This window comes from Nannocystis exedens (assembly GCF_002343915.1).
Classification (GTDB): Bacteria; Myxococcota_A; Polyangia; order Nannocystales; family Nannocystaceae; genus Nannocystis; species Nannocystis exedens.
Genome location: NZ_NETK01000001.1, coordinates 4,777,116 through 4,798,076, shown reverse-complemented (window position 1 = coordinate 4,798,076; position 20,961 = coordinate 4,777,116). Strand labels below are relative to the sequence as shown.

Genomic DNA, 20,961 nt, shown 5'->3' with positions numbered 1-20,961 from the left:
GGTGGGCTTCGTCCGGCTCGCGAGCATTCGCTAGTGATCGTCGTCGACGCGCGGGCACTGCTGCAGGAGCAGCTTGGCGACCAGGGCGGTCCAGCCGGTCTGGTGGCTGGCGCCGAGGCCCTGGCCGGTGTCGCCATGAAAATACTCGTGGAACAGCAGATGATCGCGCCAGTGCGGGTCGTGCTGGCGCGGGTCGTCGCCGGCGTAGGGGCGACGGCCGCCGCTGTCGGGCAGGAACAGGCGGGTGAGGCGGCGCGACAGCTCGTCGGCGATCTCGCGGATCGACATGTACTGGCCGGAGCCGGTCGGACACTCGACGCGGAAGTCGTCGGAGTAGTAGTGGTGGAACTTCTGCAGCGCCTCGATGATGAGGTAGTTGATCGGGAACCACACAGGGCCGCGCCAGTTGCTGTTGCCGCCGAACAGGCCGGTGCGCGACTCGCCGGGCTCGTAGCCGATCGAGAGGGTGCTGCCGTCGATGTGCAGGCGGTACGGCTGGGTCGCGTGGATCTTGCTCAGCGAGCGCACGCCGTAGTCGGACAGGAACTCGTTGGGGTCGAGCATGCGCCGGAGCAGGCGCTTCATGCGGCTGCCGCGGACCAGCGCGAGCAGGCGGCGCTCGCCGGCGCCCGGCTCGTACCAGCGCGAGACCAGGCGCGCGAGGTCGGGGCGGTGGGCCAAGAACCACTCGAGGCGGTGGCGGAAGCCGGGCATCTGCTCGAGCAGCAGCGGCTCGACGGTCTCGACGGCGAGCAGCGGGATCAGGCCGACCAGCGAGCGCGCCCGCAGGCGCAGGGCGCGGCCGTCGGGCAGGTGCAGGACATCGTAGAAAAACTCGTCCTGGTCGTCCCACAGGCCGATGCCCTCGCCGCCGAGGTTGTTCATGGCGTCGGCGATCGACAGGAAGTGCTCGAAGAACTTGCTGGCGATCTTCTCGTAGACCGGGTTGTCGAGGGCGAGCTCGAGCGCGATCGTCATCATGTTGAGCGAGAACATGCCCATCCACGCGGTGGCGTCGCTCTGCTCGAGCACGCCGCCGCGCGGGAGGCCGGCGCTGCGGTCGAACACGCCGATGTTGTCGAGCCCGAGGAAGCCGCCCTGGAAGATGTTCTTGCCGGCCGAGTCCTTGCGGTTCACCCACCAGGTGAAGTGCAGCAGCAGCTTGTGGAACATCGCCTCGAGGAAGGCCCGGTCGCCCTTGCCCTCGTGGCGCTGCTCGATCTTGTAGACCCGCCAGGTCGCCCACGCGAACACGGGCGGGTTCACGTCGCTGAAGTTCCACTCGTACGCCGGCATCGCCCCGTTCGGGTGCAAAAACCACTCGCGCGTCAGCAGGTCGAGCTGCGCCTTGGCGAACTCGGGGTCGACCAGCGCCAGCGGGATGCAGTGGAACGCCAGGTCCCACGCCGCGTACCACGGGTACTCCCAGGTGTCGGGCATCGACATGACGTGGTGGTTGTAGAGGTGCCGCCAGTCGGTGTTGCGCCCGCGGGCCCGCTCGCGCGGCGGCGGCGGCTGGGCCGGGTCGCCGGTGAGCCAGTCGCGGACGATGTAGTGGTAGAACTGCTTCGACCACAACAGGCCGGCGATCGCCTGGCGGAACACCTGCCGCTCGTCGTCCGACATGTGCGCGCGGACGCCGTCGTAGAAGGTGTCGGCCTCGGCCCGGCGGGCCTGCATCACGGCGTCGAAGTCGGCGAACGGGGCGAATCCGGGGCCCGCCACCGGCTCGGCCGGGCACTGCGGTGAGGCTGTCTTTTGGGACAGGCGCAGGCGCACCGTCCAGCTTTTGCCGGGAGCGACGACGGCGCGCCAGTGGACGGCCGACTTGGTGCCGTCGGGGGCGAGGACGCCGGGCTCGCGGTCGACGACGTGGCGGTGGAAGGCGTCCTTGACGTGCGGGCTGCGGCTCTTCGCGCCCCACAGGCGCTCGGAGTTGGTCTCGTTGTTGGTGAACAGGAGCTCGCCGGGGGCGTCGCCGACGAACCAGAGTTCGCCGAGCTCGCGGTGGCCGGCGACGAGCGCGGGCAGGCCGTCGGGGCGGTCGACCGGGGTGAGCGAGGGGACGCGCGGGTCGTCCGACCAGGCCCAGGTGTTGCGGAACCACAGCGTCGGCAGCAGGTGCAGCGGGGCCGGGTCGGGGCCGCGGTTGTGCGCGGTGATCCGGATGAGGATGTCGGTCGGGCCGGCCTTGGCGTACTCGACGAACACGTCGAAGTAACGGCCGCCGTCGAACACGCCGGCGTCGACCAACTCGAACTCGGGCTCGTCGCGCGAGCGGCGGGCGTTCTCGGCGAGCAGGCGCTCGTACGGGTAGGCCGCCTGCGGGTACTTGTAGAGCGCCCGCATGTAGCTGTGGGTCGGCGTGTTGTCGAGGTAGAAGTAGACCTCCTTGACGTCCTCGCCGTGGTTCCCCTGCGGCCCGGTGACCCCGAACAGCCGCTCCTTCAAGATCGGGTCGCGCTCGTTCCACAGGGCCAGGGCGAAGCACAGCCGCTGGTGGTCGTCGCTGATGCCGAGGAGGCCGTCCTCGTTCCACCGGTAGGCCCGCGAGCGCGCGTGGTCGTGCGGGAAGTAGCGCCAGACGTCGCCGTTCTCGCTGTAGTCCTCGCGCACGGTGGCCCACGCGCGTTCTGCGAGGTAGGGCCCGAACAGGTCCCAGCGGCGTTCGCGTCGGCGTTGCTCGGCGTGGCGCTGGCGCTCGGGATCCATGGCCGCGCGCAATGTACCACGCGGACCCGCGTTCGCTCGCCCGGCGTGGGGGGCTGCCGCGCGCGGCGATGCGGGCTACCATTGCCGCGCCTCATGCCCTCCTCTCCTCCGGCGCACGTCGTGATCTTCGGCGCGAGCGGCGACCTCACGCTGCGCAAGCTGATGCCCGCCCTCACCAGCCTCGCCGCCCGCGGCCGCCCGAACGGCGGCTTTCACGTGCTCGGGGTCGCTCGCCGCCCGCTCGACGACGAGACCTATCGCCAGCAGATCCGCGAGGCCATGCCCGCGGAGCAGCGGGCCGACTTCGACGCCCTCGCGCCGCGGGTCCACTACCTGCCGGGCGACGTCGGCGCGCCGGAAGACCTGGCCCGCCTGTCGCAACGGCTCGACGAGCTGCCCGGGGGGCGCGAGGCGGGGCGCCTGTTCTACCTGTCCTTGAAGCCAGAATTGTTCGCGCCCACGGTCGCGCTGCTGTCGGTCGGCGGGCTCCTGCACGTGCGCGCCGACGACGCTCGCGCGTGGCGGCGGGTGGTGGTGGAGAAGCCGTTCGGGCACGACCTGGCGTCGGCGGCGGCGCTCAACCGCCAGCTGCACGAGTCGCTGCGCGAGGACCAGATCTACCGCATCGACCACTACCTCGGGAAAGAGACGGTGCAGAACCTGCTCGGGTTCCGCTTCCACAACGCGATCTTCGAGCCGTTGTGGAACCGGCACCACGTCGAGCACGTGCAGCTCACGGTCGCCGAGGACCTGGGGATGGAGCGCGGGCGGGCGGCCTACTACGACTCGACCGGTGCGCTGCGCGACATGGTCCAAAACCACATGTTGCAGGTGCTGGCGCTGGCGATGATGGAGCCGCCGAGCTCGCTCGACGCGGCGGCGATCCGCGGGCAGAAGGTCCAGTTCCTGCGCAGCCTGCACGTGCCCGGGCCGGAGCACGCGCGGCGCTACTCGGTCCGCGGGCAGTACACGGCCGGCCGGATCGGCGACAAGAAGGTGCCGGGCTACCTGCAGGAGGAGGGCGTGCCGTCCGGCTCGCGCACCGAGACGTACGTGGCGATCCGCGCCGAGTGCGACTCGTGGCGCTGGGGCGGGGTGCCGATCCTGCTGCGCCACGGCAAGCGCATGCCCAAGAAGTTCACGGAGGTGCGGATCCAGTTCCGCGTGCCGCCGGTGCAGCTGTTCAACCGCCCCGAGGGCATCAGCGACGACGAGTTCCGCGAGCGCCTGCGCCAGGGCGACCTGTGCCAGATCCGCCCCAACGCGTTGACCATCTCGATCCAGCCGCGCGAGGCGATCCGCCTGTCCTTCGGGGTCAAGCGCCCGGGCGCGGCCATGGTGATGGCCCCGGCCGAGCTCGACTTCGACTACCGCGAGCGCTTCGGCGACCGCACCGCGCCGGCCTACGAGCGGCTGCTGCTCGACGCGCTCAGCGGCGACCAGACGCTGTTCCTCCACGCCGACGAGATCGAGGCGAGCTGGCGGTTCGCCGACGCGTTCCGGGGCGCCTGGGACCGGCCGGACGCGCCGCCGCCGGCCGAGTACCCGGCCGGCTCGTGGGGTCCGGAGCAGGCCGACGAGCTGTTCACCGGCTGCGAGGGCGGGTGGTCGGAGGGATGACGCCGACGCTCGAGATCGTGCGCACGCCGCGGCCGACCGAGGCGGCGGCGGAGCGGCTGGCCCGGGCGATCGCCCGCGTCGACGCCCAGCGCGGCGCGTGTCGGCTGGCGATCCCCGGCGGCTCGGCGCTGGCGGTGCTCCCGCATGTCCTCAAGGACCTGCCGCAAGGGACATGGTCGAGAGTGCAGCTCACGTGGGTCGACGAGCGCTGCGTGCCGGCGAGCGAGGAGGGCAGCAACCGCGGGTCGTTCTTACGGCTGGGGCTGCCGCCGCCGGGCGCGGCGCTGCCGCTGTGGACCGACGACGACGCCGACCCGGCCGTCGCGGTCGCCCGGTACGGGCGCGAGTTCCTGCGCGCGTTCGCGGGCGGGCTCGACGTGGCGCTGCTCGGGCTCGGCGAGGACGGGCACGTGGCGTCGCTGTTCCCCGGGCACGCGGCGCTGCAGGCGGGCGGGGCGGCGGTGTTCGTGGCCGACAGCCCGAAGCCGCCGCCGCGCCGGATGAGCCTGACGCTGCCGGTGCTGCGGGCGACGCCGCTGGCGGTGATGATGGCCGCGGGCGCGGGCAAGCGGGCCGCGCTGCGGCGAGTGATAAAGCGCGAGGAGGGGCTGCCGACGACGGCGCTCGCGTACCTCGTGATTGCGACCGACATCGATTCGGAGGGTGAGAGCGATGAATGAGACAGGGCTGTGCGAACTGGCCGTGGTCGGCCTCGGCGTCATGGGCGGCAACCTCGCCCGCAACTTCGCCAGCCGCGGGCTGCGCGTGGCGGGCTATCAACGCACCGTCGAGCACGCGCACGCGCTGGCGGCGGCGCATCCGGAGGCGCGCCTGCGGATCGCCGATTCTCTCGAAGCGCTGGTGAAGATGCTCGAGCGGCCGCGGCGGCTCGTGCTGATGGTCAACGCCGGGCCGGCGGTCGACTCGGTGCTCGACCAACTCGACCCGCTGCTCGAGGACGGCGACATCGTCGTCGACGGCGGCAACAGCCTCTACACCGACACCGACCGCCGGGTCGCGCGCGCCGAGTCGCGGCCGTGGCGGTTCGTCGGCATGGGCGTGTCGGGCGGCTCGGAGGGCGCGCTGCTCGGGCCCTCGATCATGCCGGGCGGCGACCGCTACGCGTGGGAGCGCCTGCGCCCGCCGCTCGAGGCGATCGCGGCCCGCAGCCCGTCGGGGGTGTGCGTGACCTACTGCGGGCGCGGCTCGGCCGGGCACTTCGTGAAGATGGTGCACAACGGCATCGAGTACGGCGACATGCAGCTGATCGCCGAGGTCACCGCGCTGATGCGCGAGGGCATGGGCTGGCCCTGGGGACAGGTCGCCGACACGTTCGCCGAGTGGAACCGCGGCGAGCTCGAGAGCTACTTGATCGAGATCACGGCCGACATCCTGCGCGCGCCCGACCCGCAGAACCCGGGGGCGCTGCTCGTCGACGCGATCCTCGACCGCGCCGGGCAGAAGGGCACGGGCAAGTGGACGGTGGTGGCGGCGGCCGAGCACGGGGTGCCGATCCCGACGATCGCCGCGGCCGTCGACGCGCGCCTGCTGTCGGCCGCCAAGGAGCTGCGCACGCGCGCCGAGGCGGCGCTGCGGCCGGCTCGCGGGGTGATCCAGGGCGTGTCGCCGGACGACCTGCGCGACGCGCTGTACGCCAGCAAGATCGCCAGCTACACGCAGGGCTTCGCGCTGCTGCAGGCCGCCAGCGAGGCCCGCGATTACGGCGCCAACCTGGCGGAGATCGCCCGGATCTGGACCGGCGGCTGCATCATCCGCGCGGTCTTCCTCGAGCGGATCCGGGCCGCCTTCGCGCAGGCTCCACGGCCCTCCGGGCCTGATGGGCCCGAGCTGCTGGTGCTCGCGCCCGACTTCGCCGCCGACGTCGCGCGCCGCCTGCCCGGCTGGCGCCGGGTGGTGGCGGCGGCGGCTGCGGCCGGCCACCCGGTCCCCGGGCTGTCCGCCTCGCTGGCGTGGTTCGACACACTCACCCAGGCCCGCGGCAGCGCGTCGCTCATCCAGGCCCAGCGCGACTACTTCGGCAGTCACACGTACGAACGCGTCGACGCCCCGGGGGTGTTCGTCCACACCGAGTGGCCCAAGTCCTCGCAGTAGCCGCCCCCGCGACCTTCGCCATAGTTGGGCCATGGCGACGTACATCGCATGGCTCTCCGAGCTGTCGGCCGCCGACGTCCCGAGCGTCGGCGGCAAGGGCGCCAACCTCGGCGAGATGACCCGCGCCGGCCTGCCCGTGCCCGGCGGTTTCGTCGTCACCACGGCGGCCTTCCTCGCCGCGGTCGACGCGGCCGGGGTCCGGAATGAACTTTACGACATGTTTCAACGGGCAGACGCCGACTCGCCGCAGGGGCTGGCGGAGGCGTCGGCGCGGATGCGGGCGCTGGTCCAGCGGGCGGGCGTGCCGGCGGACGTGCGGGCGGCGGTCGCCGCGGCCTACGCGGAGCTCGGGGCGGACGTCGCGGTGGCGGTGCGCTCGTCGGCGACCAGCGAGGACGCCGGCGCGACCTCGTTCGCGGGGATGCACGAGACGTACACCAACGTCGTCGGCACGGCCGCGCTGTGCGAGCGGATCGTCGCCTGCTGGGCCTCGGCGTACGGGCAGCGGGCGCTGGCGTACCGCAAGGCCGAGGGCATCGGCGAGGAGCCGACGATCGCGGTGGTGGTGCAGGCGATGGTCGACGCGGCCCGCTCGGGGGTGATGTTCACCGCCGACCCGGCCAGCGGCGACCGCGAGATGATCGTCATCGAGGCGGCGTTCGGGCTCGGCGAGGTGGTGGTCGGCGGCCAGGTCGAGGTCGACACCTACGTGCTCGCGAAAGCGGGGCCGACGGTCCGCTCGGCGCGCGTCGGGGCGAAGCAATTCAAGATCGTCCGCGACGCCCGCGGGCACGAGAGCAAGGTGTCTCTCGGGACAGACGAGGCCCACCGCCGGGTCCTGGCCGACGAGGAGCTGCTGCAGCTCGCGCGCCTCGGCGCGCAGGTCGAGGCCCACTACGGGGCGCCGCAGGACGTCGAGTGGGCCGAGGCCGGCGGGCGGTTCTTCCTCGTGCAGACGCGGCCGATCACGACGCTGCCGGCGAGCCCGCGCGAGCCGGCCGAGGCGGCCCGCGGGCGCGCGCTGCTGCACGGGCTCGGCGCGTCGCCCGGGACGGCCAGCGGCAAGGTCCGGGTGCTGCGCTCGCCCGACGAGGGCGGCCGCCTCGAGGCGGGCGAGGTCCTGGTGGCGACGATGACGTCGCCCGACTGGGTGCCGACGATGCGCCGCGCCGCGGCGGTGGTGACCGACTCCGGCGGGATGACGTGTCACGCGGCGATCGTCAGCCGTGAGCTGAAGATCCCCGCGGTCGTCGGCGCGCGCGAGGCGACCCGCGTGCTGCGCGACGGCGAGCTGGTGACGGTCGACGGCAAGCGCGGGCAGGTGCTCGCCGGCGCCAAGCCGGAGCGCGTCGAGGTGGTCGCGCCGAGCGCCGGCGAGCCGCCGACGAGCCGCGAGGCGCTGGCGACCCGGCTGTACGTCAACCTGGCGCTGGCCGAGCGCGCGGCCGAGGCGGCGGCCCTGCCGGTCGACGGGGTGGGGCTCCTGCGGGCGGAGTTCATGATCCTCGACGCGCTGGCGGGGCAGCACCCGCGCGACCTGGTGGCCCGCGGGGGCGGCCGCGAGTTCGTGGCGGCGATGACGGCGCGGCTGCGGCAGATCGCGCTGGCGTTCGCGCCGCGGCCGGTGATCTACCGGACCTACGACTTCCGCAGCAACGAGTTCCGCGGGCTCAGCGGCGGCGAGCGCCACGAGCCCCGCGAGGACAACCCGATGATCGGGTACCGCGGCTGCTTCCGCTACATCAAGGATCCGGCGCTGTTCGACCTCGAGCTCGAGGCGGTGGCGAAGGTCCGCGAGGAGTCGCAAAACCTGCACGTGATGATCCCGTTCGTGCGCACCCGCTGGGAGCTCGAGCGCTGCCTCGAGCGCCTCGACAAGAGCCCGCTCGGCGGCGACCGCGGGCTGCTCCGCTGGGTGATGGCCGAGGTGCCGTCGGTGGCGTTTTGGATCCCCGAGTACGCGCGCCTCGGCATCCACGGGGTCTCGATCGGCTCGAACGACCTCACGCAATTGATGCTCGGGGTCGACCGCGACTCGGAGCTGTGCGCCGAGCTGTTCGACGAGTCCGACCCGGCGGTGGTCGACGCGATCGCCCGCATCATCGCCGCCGCCCACGCCCACGGGCTCACGTCGTCGCTGTGCGGCCAGGCGCCGTCGAACCGGCCCGAATTCGCGGAGACGCTGGTGCGCCTCGGGATCACGTCGATCTCCGTCAACGTCGACGCGGTCCACCAGACCCGCGCCACCGTGGCCGCGGCCGAGAAGCGGCTGCTGCTCGCAGCTGCTCGTTCGGGCATGTCCGAAGGGTCATTGTCGGCAGGAGCGCAGCGGGGATGAAATTGCGATGAATTCCCGCCACGGGCCGCGAATGCGATGGTTTGCATTGATTAGATGGCGCAAGGGACATGTCTGTCGCCGAGATCTCAGCGGAGGAGGCGGCAGACGCCGAGGTGCAGGCACTGCGGGGCCTCGTCGGGGCCGTAGAACGGCTGGCAGGCTTGCCCCGCGCCCGGGCAGGCCGAGGGCTGGGTGAGGTCGCACCACGGGACGCAGCAGCCGGCGGCGTTCGGATCGCACTCGAGCGCGGCGCCCGGGTCGGCGCAGAACAGGCCCGGGTCGCACTCGCTGCCGTCGTTGCAGCCGTCGCCGAACGCGCCGGCGGCCCCGGACGCGTCGGGCAGGCACTCGAAGAGGATGCCGCGGCCGAGCGCGAGCGGAGCGCAGACCTGCGAGTCCGGGCAGGGATCGCGGATCGGATCACAGCCGGGCAGGCAGACCGACAGGCCCGAGGCGAAGATCGAGCACCAGTGCGCGGTGCTGCACGCGGGCAGGCCCTGCGAAGGACAGCTCGGGGCGTCGGGGCTGCCGGTGCAGAAGGAGACGCAGACGCGGTCGGCCGGATCGCTGACCTGCTCGTCACAGAGAGAGCCGGCCGCGCACGAGTCGAGGCCGTCGAACGGCTGGTCGCCGGTCGAGCACGGCTCGCCGGGGAGGTCGGGATCGCGGGCGACGGGGACGCAGCGGAAGGTGTCGAGGGTGCCGCTGCCGTTCAGGGCGGTACACTTCTGTCCCTCGGGACAGTCCTGTAAAAAGAGGTCGCACTCCTCGATCGCGGCGGCGTCGGGGCGGGCGATGAAGGGGCTCGAGTCGTCACCGGTCGGCGCGTCGGCGCCGGTCGAGGTCGGGAGCACCCCATCGGTCGAGGTCGAGCCGGCGTGCGTCGCGACGTTCTCACCGGCCTGCTCGGTCGGGCCGGCGCCGCACGCGAGCAGACCGAGCAAGGCGAGCGCGAAGCCGGGAGACAGGCGCGACGGCATCACGATCAGACTAGCAGCGGTTCGGCGGCACGAAATGGCGCGAGCCTTGCCCGAGGCCGCCGACGCCAGGGCAGGGGACGCGTGCCGATGGCGAAGCCGGGCGGCGCCGCGCCGGGAGGGCGAGCCGCGGATGCCAGGAGGCATCTCCCTTTCTGCGACGTCATCCGGCCGAACACCTGTCCCGGACGGGCCAGCAATGCGTCGCCCGGTGCGACGAGTCGCGGCGATGGTCGAGCGGGCGGAGGCTGACATATCGCCGTCGTCATGCTCGAGGTCACGAGGGCGAGACGATCGAAGCGTGACCGTATGGCCCCCGCTCGTGGAGGTCGGGTGCTCGCGCCGCAGCATTCACGGCACGAGGACCGCGGCGCCCGTGAAGGCGCCGGCGCGCAGGTCCGCGAGCGCCTGGTTGGCCTGTTCCAAGGGATAGGTGTGCGTCGCCACCACGAGCGGGGTGCGGGCCGCGGCGGCGAAGAAGGCGTGGCCGTCGGCGCGGGTGAGGTTGGCGACCGAACGCACCACGCGCTCGCCCCACAGCAGGCGGTACGGGAAGCCGGGGATGTCGCTCATGTGAATGCCGCCGCAGACGACCACGCCGCCGGGACGCACCGCCTGCAGGGCGAGGGGGATCAGCGCGCCGACGGGGGCGAACAGGATCGCGGCGTCGAGCGGCTCGGGCGGGGCCTCGTCCGAGCCGCCGGCCCACACGGCGCCGAGGCTGCGCGCGAAGCTCTGGGCCGCGACGTCCCCGGGTCGCGTGAAGGCGTGGACGCGCCGACCCTCGTGCGCGGCGAGCTGACAGAGGATGTGCGCGGCGGCGCCGAAGCCGTAGAGGCCGAGCGCCGCGGGGTTGCCGGCGAGGCGGTAGCTGCGATACCCGATGAGGCCGGCGCACAGGAGCGGCGCCGCCTCGACGCCGCGGTAGCGCGGCGGCAGCTCGAAGCAGAAGCGCGCGTCGGCGACGGCAAACTCGGCATAACCGCCGTCGAGGGTGTAGCCGGTGAAGCGCGCGTCGGGGCACAGGTTCTCCTGTCCCCGGAGACAGGCGTTGCAGCGTCCGCAGGCGCCGCCGAGCCAGGGCACGCCGACATGGGTCCCGAAAGGCAGGGCGGTCGCGTCCGCGCCGCGGGCGACGATCCGACCGACGATCTCGTGGCCGCACACGAGGGGGAGCTTCGGATCGGGCAACTCGCCGTCTGTGACGTGCAGGTCGGTGCGACACACGCCGCAGGCGACGACCCGGATCACGACCTGATGCCGGCCCGGCTCGGGGACCGGTCGCTCGACGAGCCGCAGCGGGTCGCCGACGCGCTCGAGGACCATCGCGCGCATGTCAGGAGGTCGGGGCGTCGACGGCGAGCGCGGCGCGGCGGATCGCCCCGAGCCATGGGGTGGCCTTGCGGATCAGCCCATGGACGTGGATCGGTCGCCCCAGCACGAGGTCGTCGCGGCGCATGACGTCGAGGGTGAAGCTGACCTCGCACGGCCCGCCGCGATCGGCGGTGACGAGCCGCAGCTGATCGCCGCCGTCGATGATGAGCTCCCCCGCGAGCGCGCCGTAGCCCACGGTGCCCTCGCCACCGACGCCGGCGACCGCGGCCAGCTGCGCGGCGTCGAGGCGCCGCAGGTGCAGCTCGCGGACGACCTGGGCTCGCTTGGCGACGAACACGAGCTCGCCGTCGCCGTCGCGCTCGAGCACGCCGGTGAGGAGGACGTCGTGGCCGAAGAAGTCCCGCAGGCCGCGCGGGTGCCGGCCGCCGGGCCCGGCGAGGCGCGGGGAGAAATCGTCCATCGGCAACCACGGGGTGACGCGCAGGCGCCGACCCTGGGTGTCCTCGAGGACAGGCCACATGGCGCCGACGCCGTCCCCGCCGCACCGCCGCAGGTGCCCGCGGCCGGTGACGATCCGCCGCATGAGCTGGTCGGCGTGCTCGAGCAGCGTGCTGAGATCGATGGCACGCGAGGCGTCATACATGGCCGGAAACCATGGCCGGCGGCGCCGCCGCGGCAACCACGAGAGCCACAAGTCGAACACGGCCGAGCTCACGAACAAGGCGGCGAGCGAGCCGCCGGCGCGGCGCCCACGGCGGTCGGTCTCGGGGCCTGACCGAGCAGGCAGACGACGAGCCCATGAGTGCCCTCAGCCCACGGATTCTGCGGCGCAAGAGTCGGGTCAAGAGATGACAAGTCTCGAAAGACAGGTCCATTGGGAATTCAACGAGAGCGCATGAAGATGCCCTTTCGGGCATCCTCGAGGCGACGAATCAGCAGACGGCCCGCAATCTCGCAGTATGCGTCGACGTCGCTCGGCGTCTCCGGGCCGTCCGGTCTCGGGGGCTACACAAGGGTCGCCAGCGCGCGGTTGCGGGAACAGCAGCTCGCAGCGCTCGTCACTTCGTTGCCCCAGGAAACGCTGCGCTGGGCCGGCCGGGGGTGGGGGGGCGAGCGAGCTCTCACGCCACGGACACCGCCGCTCCGGGCGAACAGCAGGCTCATGCCGGGGGTTGTTGGGTATGGAATCGCCGCCGAGGCAGCGGAAAAGACGTTCTGGAACTTTAAGAGGCCGCCGACCGTGTCGAAGTGTGCCATGGCAGTGACGCCGAGCCCAACGAAGCCCAAGAAGAGCGAAAGCGCCCATATCCGGTTTGGGCGCTACATACGCATGAGTGACGGCATGTGCGGGCTCAAGGCGAAGCGCCCGGGCATGCTCGATGTGGCTCGTGCCCTTGACATCGCCCGTCGCCACGAATTCTCCTGAGGTCGATGCGGCATGTCGCCTCCCTTTCGAGCCCGTTGTCATGGTGCATTTCGGCCTCGATGGGGCTGTTGGCCTGCCAGTGTGCAGGGCCGTCCGGGAGCGAGTCGACCACGTCAGGTTCGAGCGGCGTCTCGTCGAGCACGAGTGAGGCCGGCGGCGGCAGCACGAGCACGAGCACGGGCGGGCAGCACGTCCCGGAGCCGCCCGTCTGCGGACCCGAGGCGACGTGCGAGTGCGGGGCGCTCGGCTGCGCGTGCGGGCCCGAGGAGTCGTGCATGGAGGGGACGTGCAACCCGAACACGGGGACTTGCGTCGAAGAGAAGGACGGCATGATGCGAGTGCCGGCCGGCCCGTTCTGGATGGGCTGCCGTGAAGGAGTCGACACGGACGAAATCACCGGGCCGTGCGATAAGTCAGAGCTGCCCTATAGGCAAGTGACAGTCGGAGAGTTCTGGATCGATCGAACCGAGGTGTCGAAAGCGGCGTATCGGAAGTGCCTGGAGGCAGGTGCTTGCGCGGCGCCGCCGAGGTGGGACGAAGAATGGCACAAGGAAGGCGACGGCGTGTTCATCCCCGGGCTCGAGGAGATGCCCGCCGCTTCGGTGACGTGGCTGCAGGCGAAGACGTATTGCGAGTGGGCCGGTAAGCGGCTGCCGACCGAGGCAGAGTGGGAAAAGGCGGCGCGCGGGACGGACGGCCGCAAGTATCCGTGGGGAATGACGGAGCCGACGTGCAGTCACGCGAACTTCAAGCCCTGGGACATCGAAGGGATGAAGCCCGGGCCGGATTGCCACTACCGCGAGGAGTACCGCACGTTGACGCCCGTAGGGATGTTCTGTGAGTGGGGGGCGTCCGTGTATGGTGTATGCGAAATGGTCGGTAGCGTGGCGGAGTGGGCTGGAGATGGTTATCAATCCAGCGGCTATGAAGGTCTTCCAGCCGAGAACCCCTTCCGCGAGCCGCTGGAAGGTTATGTCGCACGCCGAAGCGCGGGCTGGGGAGCCTTCTCCCTTAGCCCGATTGGCTATTCACTACGAGTGTCCAGGCACAAAGGCGGTGAAATTGACGACCTCGGTGAAACTCTGGAGACCGGGTTTCGCTGCGCTCGTTCTGGTTGATGCCCTATTGGCAAATGGCGGGAGCGCTGGCTGGGTCGTATTCGCCGAAATTCATCATCTCCAGCACAATGTCGCTAATGTCATTCCAGTTTTCATGACCTCGACAGATGACGCCATCGAGGAATTCCGTCATGTCGACCCCATCCTGGCCGCGGTCGATGAGGTCAGGGCGCAAAGGGTTCGTGGGCATGTAGTTCCCGCCGAGGTAGCGCACGAGGACGTCCTGGAACTTGAAGAGGCCGCCGAAGGTGTCGAAGTTAGTGCCGTAATCGGTGATCGTCGGGTTGACGGGCAAGGTATCGTCGGCGTCGAGAAAGTCGGCGAACTCGCCCCAAGGCTCGGCTTCAGCGCCGTCGAGGAAGTCCCAGAAGATGCGCCATGTCCAGCCGCCGCTCCCGCAGTCGCTCCTGGTATTGTAGAGGTCATACGGCAGACCAGCGACGTTCTCGTTGAGACCGGTCGCGAACTCGACCTTGCCCTGAAAGTCCGGATCTTCCGTCTCGATGCTGTTGTCGTAGCCGGTGAAGATCCATGGCTGGCCGGTGACGAACGGCGCCATCACGTTGGCGAAGCCCTCTCCGAAGGCGCCTGACCACGGCACTGTGTCGCAATTTCCGTTCCCGTGAAAGGCCGCCAGGAACATGTGGTGAAACCAGTGGAACATCTCGTGGGCCAGCGCGTGCTCGTCCTGCGAGTCGTGGTTGCTGGCGCTGTCGCTCACGTAGACGGCTTGGCTCGCCCCCACATAGCACGATGTGGTGCCGCAAGCCTGGCCGGGGATGACGCGCAGGTACACCCACGGGAAGACGCCGGTGTTCGCGTCTCCTACGAGGAATGGTTTGGCGAACTCCTGGACGCGGACTGCGACCTGCATGCTAGCGAACCATGGGTAGTACAGGTCGTAGGTGTCGTTGGGATCGTTTGGGTCATCTCGATCGATGTAGCGTTCGCCCCAGTCGTGGTCCTCGTAGGGCCACGCGTCCGCGTGCAGGGTCCAGTAGGACTTTTGGGTCACAAAGTCGTTGTCGACATAGGGTGGAGTGGCCAGGTCGGCGACGCGCTGCGCAGCGACGCGATAGACGCCGAAGTCCGTCGCGGCGACCGGACGCATGAGGTGTGGACCGAAGAGGAGGCAGCCGTCCTCGTCAGGGACGTAGATGTGCCAGGAGCTGTCCTCCTGCGTGACTGTCCTCAAGATTCCGTGGCAGTTGTCGTCGATCTCGATCGTGACGCGCTCCAGCGGCGCCTTCTCCGGGATCGCGGTGAAATTCCCGTTCTGGGGCGGCGTGAAGATCTGGGGCTCACCGAGGAAGCGGACTCGTTCGTAGGTCAGCGCGCCACGCATGCTCAGCGTGTTTGCCGGCCGCTTGTCCATGAGCCATAGCTCCGAGAGCACGATCGACGGGCTGAACGCAGGACCGCTCGGAGTGTAGAGCCCCACGCTGAGCTCGAGCTCCAGCTCGTCGTCATCCTCGTATTCGTCGATGCGCGCCGGACGAAGGACCAATGGCACCTCGATCTCGGAGGTACAGCCGCGGCCCGGGATGCAGACGGACTCCTCGATCTCGACATCCAGGGTCGCGTGACCCCCCCGTGTCGGCCTCGCGGACATTGACGATCACGAAGCGACCCTCGAGCGAGGTCTCGGACGCGAGCTGACCGGCCACGACAGCGCGAGCGCCCGGGACAGGGGTGACGGTGAAGGTGTTTGCGAGCGGCTGGACCATGGTGCTGGTACCGCTCGGCAGATCGGTGACGCGGAACGAGCCGCCTGCGTCGTTCTGGAAGGTAACGGCACCGGTGCGCACCGGGGCGTAGCGGATGGTGACGGCGCTCTCGTAGGTACGGACGAGGGTACCGTCGGGAGAGATCGACACGGGTAACCTGTACTCGCCCGCCGGGGTGGCGTTCGCGGAGGACAGGGCGTACGTCACCTGGTAATCGCCATCGCCGAGATCGACGATGACTTCCGAGCCGGAGACATAATGGCTATCGACCTCGCTGAAGTCGACCCCGATCTCCAGGCCCTCGTCCTGGGCTTGCAGCGTGAACACGATCGTGTCGCCGCCGCTCCATTCGAACTGAGTGTGGCCGACTCCGAGGAGGCGAACGGTCGGATTGGCGAACGAGGCGAGCGCCGCGTCATCGGTAACGGCGTTGCCGCAGGACGCCTCGACGCTGAAAGTGTGGCTGCCCGAGCCGAAGTGGGCCTCCTCGAAGCACGGAGCACGCGGGGCCGAGAGGATGTCCTCGCCTGCGACGTAATCGATCACGAGGTTGTTGTCGATCGATAGCTCGACGGTTTCGGGCTCGGCGCAGTCGTACGTGATCAGGATGCAGGTGAGGCCCGGCGTTTGCGCCGGCAAGACCTGAAGGTCGACGTCCGCAGAGGCGACAGAGGGTAGGGTCGCGAGGAGGCCAGTGAGCGACAGCGCGACGAGCGGAAAACGGAGGAATACACGCGTCATCACTCCAACGCTCCTCGCAGGCCGCTGAAGCTGTCAACTCAGGCGTTCGCGCAGGTCGATTTCGACCCGGCGCCGCGGCTCAGAACGGCTGCTGCTGGCTGAGGCAGTGCAACGAGCCGAGGCCGACGACGAGGTACTTCGCGGGCACCGGGACGACCACGCGGTCGGGGAACAGCTGCTCGAAAATCTTGAGCGCCTGTTCGTCGGTCGGCTGTTCGAACGTCGGCACCAGCACGGCGCGGTTGGCGAACAAAAAATTCGCGTAGCTCGCGGGCACCTGGCGGACGCCGCCGGGCCAGTCGTCTTCCGGGGGGAAGTCCCAGAAGATCGGCGCGGGCGCCGGGAGCTCGACGAGCTGCAGCTTCTGGCCGTTCTGGTCGCGCGCTTGCGTCAGCGCCTCCCAGTTGCGCTCGAGCACCTCGTGGTCCGGGTGGCCCTGCGGCGCGCGCACGGCGGCGATCGTGTCGGCGGCGACGAAGCGGGCCAGGTCGTCGATGTGGCCGTCGGTGTCGTCGCCGGCGATGCCCGCGGGCAGCCAGATCGCGTGGGTCGTGCCGAGCGCGGCGTGCAGCTCGCGCTCGATGTCGGCGCGGCCGAGGTTGGCGTTGCGGCCGGGGTGGAACAGGCACGACTCCGAGGTCATGACCGTGCCGACGCCGTTGACCTCGATGCTGCCGCCCTCGAGCACGAAGTCGTGGATCCACACCGGCATGCTCAGCAGCAGCGCGACCTTCTGCGGCACGACGTCGTCGTTCGCGCAGTCGCCGTACTTGCCGCCCCAATTGTTGAAGTGGAAGTCGTGCAGGGCCAGCGCGCCGTCGGACTTGCGCTTGACGAAGATCGGCCCGTAGTCGCGGATCCACGCGTCGTCGGTGGCGATCGAGATCGACTCGCCGAGCATGCGCACCGGCACGAAGCGGCGCACGGCGGCGGCGAAGTCGGCGTGCTGCGCCTGCGCCTCGGCCAGGCAGCCGGGCCAGGTCGTCGGGTTGTGCGGGCGCGCCAGCCAGATCGACGACAGCGGCTCCCACTCGGCGGGCATGCGGTAGCCGAGCTCGGCCGCCGACTCGGTCAGCTCGTTCAGAGGATGGTTGATGCGCGGGTGCTTCACGACGTCACCAGCCGAGCACGTAGGCGAACACGAGCGGCGCGACGATCGTCGCGTCGGACTCGATGATGAAGTTGGGGGTGTTCACGCCGAGCTTGCCCCACGTGATCTTCTCGTTGGGCACCGCGCCGGAGTACGAGCCGTAGCTGGTGGTGCTGTCGCTGATCTGGCAGAAGTAGCCCCACAGCGGCACGTCGGTGCGCCGCAGGTCCTGGTGCAGCATCGGCACCACGCAGATCGGGAAGTCGCCGGCGATGCCGCCGCCGATCTGGAAGAAGCCGATCGAGCTCTCCGCCGAGGTGGCCATGTACCACTTCGACAGCTCGATCATGTACTCGATGCCGGTGCGCACCGTGTGCACGTTCTTGACGTGGCCCTCGATCACGTGGCCGGCGTACATGTTGCCGAGCGTCGAGTCCTCCCACCCGGGCACGAACATCGGCAGGTCGCGCTCGGCCGCCGCCATCAGCCAGCTGTCCTTCGGGTCGATCTGGAAGCTGTCCTTCAGGACACCCGAACGCAGGATCTTGTACATGAACTGGTGCGGGAAGAAGCGCTCGCCGGCCTGGTCGGCGCGCTCCCACTCGGCCAGCACCGCGGCCTCGATCCGCCGCATCGCCTCCATCTCGGGGATGCAGGTGTCGGTCACCCGGTTGAGGTGGCGCTCGAGCAGCGCCTGCTCGTCCTGCGCGGTCAGCGACCGGTAGTGCGGGACGCGCACGTAGTGGTCGTGGGCGACCAGGTTGAACACGTCCTCTTCGAGGTTGGCGCCGGTACAGCTGATCGCGTGGACCTTGCCCTGGCGGATCATCTCGGCCAGGCTGAGCCCGAGCTCGGCGGTGCTCATCGCGCCGGCGAGGGTCACCAGCATGCTGCCGCCGCGGTCCAGATGGGCCCGGTACGCCGTCGCGGCGTCGACGAGCGCCGCCGCGTTGAAGTGGCGGTAGTGGCGGCGGATGAACTCGGAGATCGGTCGGTCCTGCATGCGGCGGGCAGAGAATACGCGATCGCTGGGCCTGGTGGCACCGTGTGAACGGCGTCTCGCGGACAATGCGCACGAGGGCCTGGTCGTCGGGTCGGAAGGACAGTAGGTTTGCCCCGCATGCGGAGCCTCGCGCGCCTGGCCCAGCGGACCTACGACCTCGTGATCCTCGGCGGCGGGATCACCGGCGCCTGCGTCGCCCGCGACGCGGCGCTGCGCGGGCTGCGAGTCGCGCTGGTCGAGAAGCACGACTTCTGCAGCGCCACCTCGGGCGCGTCCTCGAAGCTCATCCACGGCGGCCTCCGCTATTTGAAGAACTTCGAGTTCGGGCTGGTGCGCGAGTCGCTGCGCGAGCGCCGGCTGTGGGAGCTGCACGCGCCCCACCTGGTCTACCCGCTGCCGATGCTGCTGCCCGTCTACGCCGGCGCGGTCAATTCGCTGGCCGAGATGCGGGTCGGCCTGACCCTCTACGACCTGCTGGCCTGGGACCGCAACCGCCTGCCCGACCCCGACCAGCGGCTGCCCGCCCACCGCGCGCTGTCGCCGGCCGAGGTCCTCGAGACCGAGCCCAGCCTGTCGGCGGAGGGCCTGAAGGGCGGGGCGCTGCTGTGGGACTGCCAGATGTTCTCGCCCGAGCGGCTCGAGCTCGAGTGCCTGCTCAGCGCCGCCGCGGCCGGGGCCGAGGTCGTGAACTACGCCGAGGCGGTCGGCTTCGTGCGCGAAGGCGCGCGGGTGGTCGGCGCCAAAATCGAGGGCCGCCTGCCGGGCGACGGCTTCGTCGAGCTGCGCGCGCCGGTGGTCGTCAACGCGACCGGGCCGTGGGCCGACCTGATGCTCGAGACCCTCGGGCAGCCGCCGCACGCCCACCTGGTCCGCTCGAAGGGGATCCACATCATCACCCGCAAGCTGACCCGCGAGGTCGCGCTGATGATGGCCGCCGGGACAGGTCACTTCTTCGTCCTGCCGTGGCGCGACCACGCGCTCATCGGCACCACCGACGAGGTCTACGCCGGTCACCCCGACGCCTTCCGCGTCACCGAGGCCGACATCGCCGGGCTCCTCGCCACCGTGAACCAGTACTACCCGGCGGCCGAGCTGCGCCGCGAGGACGTGCTCCACAGCTACGGCGGCATGCGCCCGCTGGTCGACGACGACAGCCCGAAGTCGGGTTCGTATCAGAAGAGCCGCCGCGCCGAGGTCTGCGACCACGGCAAGACCGACGGCGTGCCCGGGCTGATCTCGGCCATCGGCGGCAAATGGACCACCTCCCGCGCGCTCGCCGAGAAGGTCGTCGACCTGGCCCTGCGCCTGCTCGGCCGCCCGCGCGCCGCGAGCCTCACCGACCGCACCCCGCTGCCCGGCGGCGCGATCGGCAACTTCCGCGCCTTCGTGGCCGGACTGCAGGCGCGCCACCCGAGCCTGCCGGAGTCGCTGATGGTCCACCTCGGCCGCAACTACGGCGCCCGCGCAGGGGAGCTGCTGGCGCTGATCCAGGCCGACCCGACGCTGGGCGCGCCGCTGCGACCGGGGCTGCCGGAGGTGGGGGCGGAGATCGTGCACGCGGCCCGGGCGGAGTGGGCGGTCGAGCTCGGTGACGCGGTGCTGCGGCGGACGGGCCTCGGGCAGCTCGGCGACCCCGGGCTGCGCGCGCTCGAAGCCGCCGCTCGCCTGATGAGCGGCCCCCGCGGCTGGGACCGCGCCGAGCAGGTGCGCCAGGTCGACCGCGTGCTCGACCGCTACGACGCGCCGACATGACACGCCGGGGCGAAGCGACATAAGCTTCATCAGGGCCCCAGGCCGCGAAGGTTCCTCGTATGCGCGCGCGAGCGATCGTCAACCCGAACTCCTCCCGCGGCCGCCTCGCCCGCGCCTGGCCCGAGGTCCACGCGAGGTTGCAAGCGGCGCTCGGCCCGGTCGAGGTCGCGTTCACCGACGCGCCGATGGCCGCGGCCAGGCTCACGCGCGAGGCCCTGCGCGACGGCGTCGAGCTGGTGATCGCCTGCGGCGGCGACGGGACCAACAACGAGGTGGTCAACGGCTTCTTCGAGCCGCCCGCGCCCGGCGGGCCCGACGTCCGCGTCGGCGAGGGCGCTGCGCTTTCGGTCCTGATGCTCGGGACAGGCGGCGACTTCCGCAAGAGCTTCGGCGCCGCCGGCGACGTCGACGCCCAGGTGCGGCGGATCGCCGAGGCCAGGCCCCGGCCGCTCGACGTCGGCCGCGTCGACTTCGTCGCCGACGACGGCTCGCCGGCCGCCCGCTACTTCATCAACATCGCCAGCTTCGGCGTGTCCGGGGTGGTCGACCGCGAGGTCAACAAGGCGCGGCTCACCAAGCTGCTCGGCGGCAAGTTCACCTACTTCGCCGCGACCGTGCGCGGCCTGCTGCGCTACCGCCCGACCGAGGTGGTGATGCGCGTCGACGACGGCCCCGAGCTGAAGCTCGTCGTCAACACCGCGGCGGTGTGCAACGGCCGCTACTTCGGCGGCGGCATGCACGTGGCGCCGATGGCCGACCCGGGCGACGGCCGGCTCGAGGTGGTCGTGATGCACGACATGGGCCTCGTCGACTTCGTCAAGGACCCGAACGCGATCTACCGCGGCGAGCACCTCACGAAGCCCAAGGTGCGCCACCTCTCGGGCGCGCGCGTCGAGGCGCGCGCGCCTTCGGGGGCGGAGGTGCTGCTCGACATCGACGGCGAGGCCCCTGGCCGCTTGCCGGCGACCTTCACCGTGTTGCCCGGGGCGCTGACCCTGCGCTATTGAGTC

At 70.8% G+C, this 20,961-nt stretch carries 15 protein-coding genes; 7 read left to right on the top strand and 8 right to left on the bottom strand.

What is annotated here, in order from left to right:
- Nucleotides 1–30: 30 nt before the first annotated feature.
- A complete protein-coding gene (locus NAEX_RS18860; RefSeq protein WP_096328874.1) occupies nucleotides 31–2,712 on the bottom strand; it encodes an MGH1-like glycoside hydrolase domain-containing protein in 2,682 nt (893 codons plus the stop codon).
- Nucleotides 2,713–2,805: 93 nt separating this feature from the next.
- Between NAEX_RS18860 and zwf the strand changes: the two genes are divergently transcribed.
- From zwf to ppsA, 4 genes are read left to right on the top strand one after another with little or no spacing between them, the layout of a single operon-like run.
- A complete protein-coding gene (gene zwf / locus NAEX_RS18855) occupies nucleotides 2,806–4,332 on the top strand; it encodes a glucose-6-phosphate dehydrogenase (protein ID WP_096328873.1) in 1,527 nt (508 codons plus the stop codon).
- Nucleotides 4,329–5,012 (top strand): 6-phosphogluconolactonase, encoded by a 684-nt coding sequence (gene pgl, locus NAEX_RS18850; RefSeq protein WP_096328872.1) that lies wholly within the window; start codon nucleotides 4,329–4,331, stop codon nucleotides 5,010–5,012. The genes zwf and pgl overlap by 4 nt, the downstream gene beginning before the upstream one ends.
- Nucleotides 5,005–6,444: an NADP-dependent phosphogluconate dehydrogenase gene (gene gndA, locus NAEX_RS18845; protein WP_096328871.1), complete on the top strand. Its 1,440-nt coding sequence runs from the start codon at nucleotides 5,005–5,007 to the stop codon at nucleotides 6,442–6,444. Before pgl ends, gndA begins: the two co-directional genes overlap by 8 nt.
- A gap of 31 nt (nucleotides 6,445–6,475) precedes the next feature.
- On the top strand, nucleotides 6,476–8,782 hold the full coding sequence (ppsA, locus tag NAEX_RS18840) for a phosphoenolpyruvate synthase (protein ID WP_096328870.1): 2,307 nt from the start codon (nucleotides 6,476–6,478) through the stop codon (nucleotides 8,780–8,782).
- Between the two features lie 86 nt (nucleotides 8,783–8,868).
- Here ppsA and NAEX_RS18835 read toward each other — a convergent pair whose 3' ends face one another.
- The 3 genes from NAEX_RS18835 to NAEX_RS18825 all read right to left on the bottom strand — a co-directional run bounded on the left by NAEX_RS18835 (nucleotide 8,869) and on the right by NAEX_RS18825 (nucleotide 11,737).
- Nucleotides 8,869–9,762 carry a hypothetical protein gene (locus NAEX_RS18835; protein WP_096328869.1) on the bottom strand — a complete coding sequence of 298 codons (894 nt, stop codon included), beginning with the start codon at nucleotides 9,760–9,762 and terminating at the stop codon, nucleotides 8,869–8,871.
- Between the two features lie 348 nt (nucleotides 9,763–10,110).
- Nucleotides 10,111–11,094 (bottom strand): zinc-dependent alcohol dehydrogenase family protein, encoded by a 984-nt coding sequence (locus tag NAEX_RS18830; RefSeq protein ID WP_096328868.1) that lies wholly within the window; start codon nucleotides 11,092–11,094, stop codon nucleotides 10,111–10,113.
- A gap of 1 nt (nucleotide 11,095) precedes the next feature.
- Nucleotides 11,096–11,737: a hypothetical protein gene (locus NAEX_RS18825; protein ID WP_143140481.1), complete on the bottom strand. Its 642-nt coding sequence runs from the start codon at nucleotides 11,735–11,737 to the stop codon at nucleotides 11,096–11,098.
- A gap of 1,058 nt (nucleotides 11,738–12,795) precedes the next feature.
- Between NAEX_RS18825 and NAEX_RS18820 the strand changes: the two genes are divergently transcribed.
- Nucleotides 12,796–13,638, top strand: coding sequence for a formylglycine-generating enzyme family protein (locus tag NAEX_RS18820; protein WP_170135823.1), 843 nt, complete (start codon nucleotides 12,796–12,798; stop codon nucleotides 13,636–13,638).
- 4 nt (nucleotides 13,639–13,642) lie between these two features.
- Here the strand turns inward: NAEX_RS18820 and NAEX_RS18815 are convergent, their stop codons facing one another.
- From NAEX_RS18815 to NAEX_RS18800, 4 genes are all read right to left on the bottom strand, one after another.
- On the bottom strand, nucleotides 13,643–15,151 hold the full coding sequence (locus NAEX_RS18815) for a hypothetical protein (RefSeq protein ID WP_143140482.1): 1,509 nt from the start codon (nucleotides 15,149–15,151) through the stop codon (nucleotides 13,643–13,645).
- The gene (locus tag NAEX_RS18810) at nucleotides 15,105–16,106 is read right to left on the bottom strand and encodes a hypothetical protein (protein ID WP_096328864.1); all 1,002 of its coding nucleotides are present in this window, start codon (nucleotides 16,104–16,106) and stop codon (nucleotides 15,105–15,107) included. The genes NAEX_RS18815 and NAEX_RS18810 overlap by 47 nt, the downstream gene beginning before the upstream one ends.
- Before the next feature lie 79 nt (nucleotides 16,107–16,185).
- Nucleotides 16,186–17,217, bottom strand: coding sequence for an agmatine deiminase family protein (locus tag NAEX_RS18805; RefSeq protein WP_096328863.1), 1,032 nt, complete (start codon nucleotides 17,215–17,217; stop codon nucleotides 16,186–16,188).
- A gap of 4 nt (nucleotides 17,218–17,221) precedes the next feature.
- Nucleotides 17,222–18,199, bottom strand: a complete 978-nt coding sequence (locus tag NAEX_RS18800; RefSeq protein ID WP_096328862.1) for a deoxyhypusine synthase family protein — start codon at nucleotides 18,197–18,199, stop codon at nucleotides 17,222–17,224.
- Nucleotides 18,200–18,316: 117 nt separating this feature from the next.
- Here NAEX_RS18800 and NAEX_RS18795 point away from each other — a divergent pair, with 117 nt between their 5' ends.
- Both NAEX_RS18795 and NAEX_RS18790 read left to right on the top strand, forming a co-directional pair.
- On the top strand, nucleotides 18,317–19,951 hold the full coding sequence (locus NAEX_RS18795) for a glycerol-3-phosphate dehydrogenase/oxidase (protein WP_096328861.1): 1,635 nt from the start codon (nucleotides 18,317–18,319) through the stop codon (nucleotides 19,949–19,951).
- A gap of 59 nt (nucleotides 19,952–20,010) precedes the next feature.
- The gene (locus NAEX_RS18790; protein ID WP_096328860.1) at nucleotides 20,011–20,958 is read left to right on the top strand and encodes a diacylglycerol/lipid kinase family protein; all 948 of its coding nucleotides are present in this window, start codon (nucleotides 20,011–20,013) and stop codon (nucleotides 20,956–20,958) included.
- Nucleotides 20,959–20,961: the final 3 nt, after the last annotated feature.